Here is a 5,843-nt window from a genome sequence, read left to right as displayed (position 1 = left end):
TCCAACATAAGACCCACCAGATTCTTCGCAAACCACATACTGTTTATTTGACAAACCGTCTCTCTGGATCGGCTTATTCGAAATGTCTAAGGCCTCATTTCTTTTGAGTGTTGCTTCCCGTCCTTCTGAAGCTAATTTTGCCATCTCTGCTTTATAAACCGATGGATTTTGTGCTCGAAAAACCGTTTCATAACCGATACCTGACGCCAAGAACGAAGTAAGCATTCCCACTCCTGCTAAGGCACTTGTTATTCCCGCTTTCTTCCATAGAGGTCTTTCCTTTTTTTTGCTAAAGACGATGAAGATTGCTGGTGCAGCAAAAACAGCTACTACTGCAGACAGAAAGCCAAATGCCCCAAAAAGACTGCCTGCAAAGAAGGCTAAGAATGTAGGAACAAGAAGACTCCACTGAGTCGGATTGGGTCTAGTCAGTATTCTTTTTGCCCGCTTGCTGGGGGCAGAAGAGTTTTTCATGTTTATTCAAGCTAAGAGCGGATAAAGCAGCACTAGGCAGGCAAGTCTCAGTCCTTCTCCCACCACTGAGAGCACCGGCTCGAGCATTCCATGTCGCCCACTGGGTACTGGAATCCTTGCTTGTAGGCGTTCTCCTGTACCTGCTGTGGGCTGCTTCCAGTGATTTTTCTTCTGGTGGCTGCCTCAGCGTCGCCAGGAAACAGCGCAAACAAGACCACGAGCAAAACTGGTGTACGCATAACTTCTGTTGTTGAGCGAAGCATTGGTATCTTGCTCCCTGCGTTTGTCGGTGCCCGGCTGCTGCATCCAGTTTGGTTGCTGTAACGCCTTTCGCTCCCCTCTCCCTTCACCCTAAGGTTCAAGTGTTGGGGGGCCTCCCCACCCCCCCCTCACCCTCTGATGACCCCTTGAGGTCACCCACCATGAAAACCTCTTCCGCTCCTTCTGCCCCTTTTGCCACCCGCCTTGATCTGGCGACCATCACCCAGGTTCAACAGGTCGTTGTTCGTGCTCTCCGCGACCAGGTATGCCAATGGGAGCAGGATTCTCTTGACGCTGGTAGTCGCGGTGAGTACTCCTCTGCCCAAACCTGTAAGCAGTGGGCCTTCGCCGCTGACCTCTGTGCCACCTATGCGAGTTCAGCCTGTTCTGCCGTCTTTATGGAGGCCATTGACGCCCTGAACGTTGTCTCGGACTACCGCACAGTGGAACTCCCGAACTTGTCTCGCTCTGCCGATGACCTGGCTCTCGCCGTTTTAACCGTCGAGGTTGACCTTCAGCATCCTGAACCAGAACCCGCCTGAGGGGCTTGAGGGGTGCTCTGCGGGATGCCTCTCACACCCCTCTCAGCACCCAGTCCGTCGGCACGGTTCCGCTCTCCACCTTCCCCCCATGCACGGCAACCACCAGCAGTCGTCGAGGGCTCTCCTCCCACCCCTTCCTCGCCTGCTCGACGAACGTGACAAGGTCGTTGAGGGTGCAAACCACTCCGGCTGCGAGGTCCTTCTGTGCCTCGTCCCAGGCGTTCACAAAGGCTTCTCCGTCACTGTCGTCGGTACTGCACGCTTCAAACGCACCGTCAAACCCGCGTTCTTCCTTCATTAGCAGGAAGCGCTCAACCGGAGCACTGGCCAATGCCACCGAGCAGGGCAGGTGGTTTCTCAGTCCAGTCAGTGTTGTGCTGGCAACTTCACCGTCAGTCACAAGTCCGCAAGGGAGTTCCAGATTGAAGGCGGCTTTCTCTGAGACGGCTCTAGCGGTGACTTGCAGAGTCTTCCTGTGTTCCCGTACAACCTGCTCCAGGTCCATGCCCGTTCCACTTTCACTCGGCCAGAGTATGGTTTACCCGACAGTCTTCAAGGCCGGTGAAGTGGGTGACCGTGACTCTCGTGGGGAACTGATGCGGGTTCGCCTCAGTGACGAGGTACTTGCGAAGGTCACATTGATCCAACAGCACTACGAGTTAGTCGGGCTTGCTCCGTCGTTGCAGCAGATAGTTTCTGACAGCATCGACACTCACTACTCTGTGCTCTCAGCACAAGGTGCAGTGCCCCCAAACCCCTAACCGACGAGAACTGTGACCCTTCCCTCCTCTCTCGTCACCGCTCTTGGCAACGGCGACCTGTCTCCCGAGCAGTGGGTGGAGCTAGAGGCAGAGGTCACCGACCTGGCCTCCTTTACGGAAGCGTGGAATGTTGTTGATTGTCTCAGCGACCTCGCCGTTGACCTGGCCGACTCCTTTCCCGTCCTCTACCTTCAGTACGCCAAGAAGGAAGAGCTATACGAGAGCTGATCCCTTTTTGTCATGGGTTCAAATTCGCATCTATACCTTGATTGACATACGCAGTTGCTCTTCGCACATCAGACGAACTCCCACCAACACTGAGAATTGCCGACTCAATTGTTGGGCGCATCTCACCCTTCAGATAAGCAGAGACCTCTGGTCCTGTTTTCCCACTGTCAAGCAGCTTGGTCACAATCTCATTTCTGGTTTCCTCCAAATCCTGAAGAACACCAAGGACCGCTCCATTGGTGATTCCAGTAGCGGAAGAGATCTCGTCTATCTCTTCCTTGCTCCTTCGCGCCTCTTCAAGATCGGAGGCCAGATCGTTTTTCTTTCTTTGTTCTATCGCCACAGGATTTTCTTGCTCCCACTTCGCCCATCCCTCGAATAACCCATTTGCTTCTACGAAGTCCCTTTTGTTGTCAATATATGAATTCTCATTCTCGGGGACCCTGCCTTTAATCGCATCAACGGCCAATCCCATTGCCTCCCAGTCTTCCTTTCCATTGGCCCTGGCTACCTTGTAAGCCTTGTCAGCCATTTGAATCGTCTGCCTATCATATTCTTCCTTCTCGGAATCGGAACTGCTTGGGCCTGAACACGATACGAGCAGAGCTGCCATCAGAACTACAGCAACCTTGCATAGACTATCAATACTCATTTGCGATGGCCCCTTTCTTGCAAGTCGACTTCCTTCTCTCGCAGCAAGCTTTGTAACAGCTCTCGCCTGATGGCGGATCTTCGGTTGAAATTCTCGAGTTCGATACCTTCGACAAAGCGTCGTCTTCACCAGGCACGTAAACGTATTCACTGGATCCCAAGCGCCCTGTACATTTGACGCTTGTAAGAACCTAGCACCTCGGGAGAAAGCTTAACCCCCCCCCTATCTCATCAGTTAGCGCTAAGTCGTCTGACAAATAACTGTCTATCTCGAACTTAATCTGCGCCTTTGTGGCGCCGTACTTCGCCATACTCTCCTGATACGATTTTACTGTTTCTTTTATGGCGTTCTCCGCTTTAGCCCTAGCGTTTGCTTCTATCTTAATCTGCTCTTGCCTTTCCCGCCTTTCTTTCTCCTTCTCCTCTCTTTTGGTCTTTTCCATAGAGATCGCTATCTCCCTGCGGCGATCCGCTTCTTTCTTGAGCTTGGTCTTGGCATCGCCCTGGCTTTTGGCCGTATCATAGTTGACAGCCTTTCCATTGTTTTGAAGGCCAAGGAATCCAGTATCAGGTCTGCTTTTTGTCTCTACCGCAAGAGCAACACACTTCGAGCCCTCAGGGAGTCCATAATGTTTTCCATCTGGCTTTAAGCAGACCACGCTTGTACTATCCAGATTCTCCTTCTTGATCATGTCTGAGCATCCTGTCGCCACCATGGCTGCAACAGCCACTGTCCCAATAATCATTTCAACTTGAGAGACGCGCTTACGCCTAATCATCCGACTTATCCCCCTTTCTTGCCAGCCGCTTTCCTCTTCTCGTAGCGGGCAGTCTCCTTCTCGTCCTTCACGCTGGGCATCGCCTGCAGCTGGTCAAAGATTTTCTGAAGGACCTTCGTGCTAGTCGCCGCGTCGGATGTACCACCCGCCTCTTGGTACTCCCTCCGAATCCTCTGTAGCTCGTTGAAGGCACCCAGCGAGATGGCCACCTGGGGGCCACTAGCTTCCTTCATCGCAGACAGGCCTGATGCCACCTTTTCGCCCAGCTCACTGCCGTCCTCGAGTGACCCAAAGGTGAGTTCATCGTCGTCGCTGTCTGCTGCTTGAAGGGCAAACAGGGTAAGCAGCTCTAGGACGCCGCTGGCGGGCATTCTCCGCAGTGCCACGGACCCCTTGCCGTTGTCGAACTGGGTGCCCCAGTGCTCCTGCAACCACTCAAACCGCTCGGCCCACTTCCCTTTGCCGGCGCCGACTCCGTAGTCCTTGCCCTTTCTCGGCAGGGTCTCCACCCACTCCTCAAGCAACTTGTCGAGCACAACCGCCTTCTGCCCGTTGTCGAGACCTTTGATCAGCTCGTTGGTCTGTTTCTGCTTCTGGTACTGGCTGAGTTCGGGCATGTGTGTTTGTTCGCTTTACCTTTGCTACTCGTTTTTAGCGACAGAGTCAACTAGAACGCCCGTACCTATGTGCTGTAGCTAGAGAAACTCCGCAGGTTGTTGCCGAGCTTGTTCGGGTCCCAAGGGCCAACCACCGCTTCCTCTTCAGCCTCCCGCTCAGCCAATTCCAGGTTCAGGTCCAGTAGGTTGTTCAGTAAGTCTTCGTCAGCAGACCACCCATACGTTTTGAGCACCTGGGCATCGAGAGCCCGATGCAGCTGGCTCAGCTTGCTGGCTGGTTCGTCGTAGTAGCGGTTGTAGAGTCCTGGGTTTCTCAACTGACTCTGGACTCCTATCCCCAGCGCTCCCAACTCATCTAGTAGCCTTTGGATAAGTTACACCTAGTTAGGCCCATTCGACGATTGAGCACTGATAACTCAATATGAACTGGTCGCTAGACGGGCCGCCTAAGTCTTTTATGGGTTTAAGTTCTCATCGATTCCCTGGCTTACATAACGAATCGCTTTTTGAATTTCAACAGTACTCGCACCCGCGTCACTCATGACGGACATAATAGTTGGGCGCATTTGATCCTTCAAATAAGCAGCAGCTGCTGGACCAGTGAGGTTTTTGCGGAGAGCTTGGTTAACAAGTTTTGCTCGTGTGGCTTCCAGCTCCTCAAGAGCTGCAAGAGCAGCCCCACTCTTTATTCCCGAGGCTGCCGAAAGTTCGCCATCATTAGAGTCTCCTAATTTTTGCTTTCCTCTTTTGGTCCAAAAGTCATTTATCGACTTATCCTACTTTTTTCTCTCATTGGCCTCTTCTTTTGACTCAAGCCTATCTATCTCATCCCGAACTCCAGAGCTATTAAGCCAACCCCCACCGTATTTGTCAAATACTTTGTCCAGGGCCCACTGGTGACCTGCTAAATTTTTCAGTCTTTTAAACTCGTTAAGAGCCTCCTTCTTTTTGACGGCCTCAGCTGTTTTTTTATCCCCTTGTTTTTTGGCCGTGTCGTAGTTCATCCCTCTCCCCGCCTGTGTATTGAGAAAGCCTGTGTCGGGGCGGCTCCTTGCCTCTTTTGCAGGGGGTGCGCACCTATCGTCATCCGAGATCCCGTAGTGCTTCCCGTCGGGCTTTTGGCACACTCTTGCATTTGCGGCTGCCACCATTGCAGCACTCAGAAATGTCGTAGCTATTACGAGGCAGCTTTGACGAAATAGCATCACAAGATATTAATCTTTTTTAAATATAGCACGGATTGTCTCTTGGTGGTATCACTCCGTATCTTTTTGCAGCCCTTCCTTTCTCTCAATTGGTCTAGTTGCTCTTCCCGTACCTATGGGCAGTCGCTAATGACACTCCACAGGTTTCAGCTACTTGTCTGTAGCTTTTTCCTTCTTCTCGCAGCCTTCGCACAAGTGCCCTCCTGCCCTCTGGTAGCTCAGGTCGGCCACCAAGTTTTCCACCTGTTCTCCTTCGGTGCTCAACCGACTCCCTTGTCCTCTCCTGAATCAGGTTTCGTTCCACCTCGGCAAGCCCGGTCAGTAG

Annotated in this window: 10 protein-coding genes; 2 read left to right on the top strand and 8 right to left on the bottom strand. The window is 52.5% G+C overall.

Annotation, left to right across the window (positions count from 1 at the left end):
• Positions 1–474: hypothetical protein (locus KBY72_RS14120; protein WP_254993840.1), on the bottom strand; the 474-nt coding region annotated here is incomplete at its 3' end.
• 422 nt (positions 475–896) lie between these two features.
• Here KBY72_RS14120 and KBY72_RS14115 point away from each other — a divergent pair.
• Positions 897–1,277, top strand: coding sequence for a hypothetical protein (locus KBY72_RS14115; RefSeq protein ID WP_254960077.1), 381 nt, complete (start codon positions 897–899; stop codon positions 1,275–1,277).
• Between the two features lie 31 nt (positions 1,278–1,308).
• On the opposite strand, the gene KBY72_RS14110 is transcribed toward KBY72_RS14115, so the two are convergent.
• Positions 1,309–1,782 carry a hypothetical protein gene (locus KBY72_RS14110; RefSeq protein ID WP_254960078.1) on the bottom strand — a complete coding sequence of 158 codons (474 nt, stop codon included), beginning with the start codon at positions 1,780–1,782 and terminating at the stop codon, positions 1,309–1,311.
• 268 nt (positions 1,783–2,050) lie between these two features.
• On the opposite strand from KBY72_RS14110, the gene KBY72_RS14105 reads away from it, so the two are divergent.
• Positions 2,051–2,266, top strand: coding sequence for a hypothetical protein (locus tag KBY72_RS14105; RefSeq protein WP_254960079.1), 216 nt, complete (start codon positions 2,051–2,053; stop codon positions 2,264–2,266).
• Between the two features lie 10 nt (positions 2,267–2,276).
• Here the strand turns inward: KBY72_RS14105 and KBY72_RS14100 are convergent, their stop codons facing one another.
• The 6 genes from KBY72_RS14100 to KBY72_RS14075 form a co-directional block, all read right to left on the bottom strand.
• On the bottom strand, positions 2,277–2,918 hold the full coding sequence (locus KBY72_RS14100; RefSeq protein WP_254993839.1) for a hypothetical protein: 642 nt from the start codon (positions 2,916–2,918) through the stop codon (positions 2,277–2,279).
• 190 nt (positions 2,919–3,108) lie between these two features.
• Positions 3,109–3,609 carry a hypothetical protein gene (locus tag KBY72_RS14095; RefSeq protein ID WP_254993838.1) on the bottom strand — a complete coding sequence of 167 codons (501 nt, stop codon included), beginning with the start codon at positions 3,607–3,609 and terminating at the stop codon, positions 3,109–3,111.
• Positions 3,610–3,701: 92 nt separating this feature from the next.
• Positions 3,702–4,313 (bottom strand): hypothetical protein, encoded by a 612-nt coding sequence (locus KBY72_RS14090; protein WP_254960083.1) that lies wholly within the window; start codon positions 4,311–4,313, stop codon positions 3,702–3,704.
• Positions 4,314–4,378: 65 nt separating this feature from the next.
• Positions 4,379–4,630, bottom strand: a complete 252-nt coding sequence (locus KBY72_RS14085) for a hypothetical protein (RefSeq protein WP_254960085.1) — start codon at positions 4,628–4,630, stop codon at positions 4,379–4,381.
• 459 nt (positions 4,631–5,089) lie between these two features.
• Complete coding sequence (locus KBY72_RS14080; RefSeq protein ID WP_254960087.1) at positions 5,090–5,464, bottom strand: hypothetical protein; 375 nt, start codon at positions 5,462–5,464, stop codon at positions 5,090–5,092.
• A gap of 148 nt (positions 5,465–5,612) precedes the next feature.
• Positions 5,613–5,822 (bottom strand): sigma factor-like helix-turn-helix DNA-binding protein, encoded by a 210-nt coding sequence (locus KBY72_RS14075; RefSeq protein WP_315859563.1) that lies wholly within the window; start codon positions 5,820–5,822, stop codon positions 5,613–5,615.
• Positions 5,823–5,843 lie beyond the last annotated feature (21 nt).

This window comes from Cyanobium sp. BA5m-21, assembly GCF_024346235.1.
Taxonomy (GTDB): Bacteria; Cyanobacteriota; Cyanobacteriia; order PCC-6307; family Cyanobiaceae; genus Cyanobium_A; species Cyanobium_A usitatum.
Note: the sequence above shows the minus strand (reverse complement) of the source record. Positions and strands in the feature narration are given on the sequence as shown.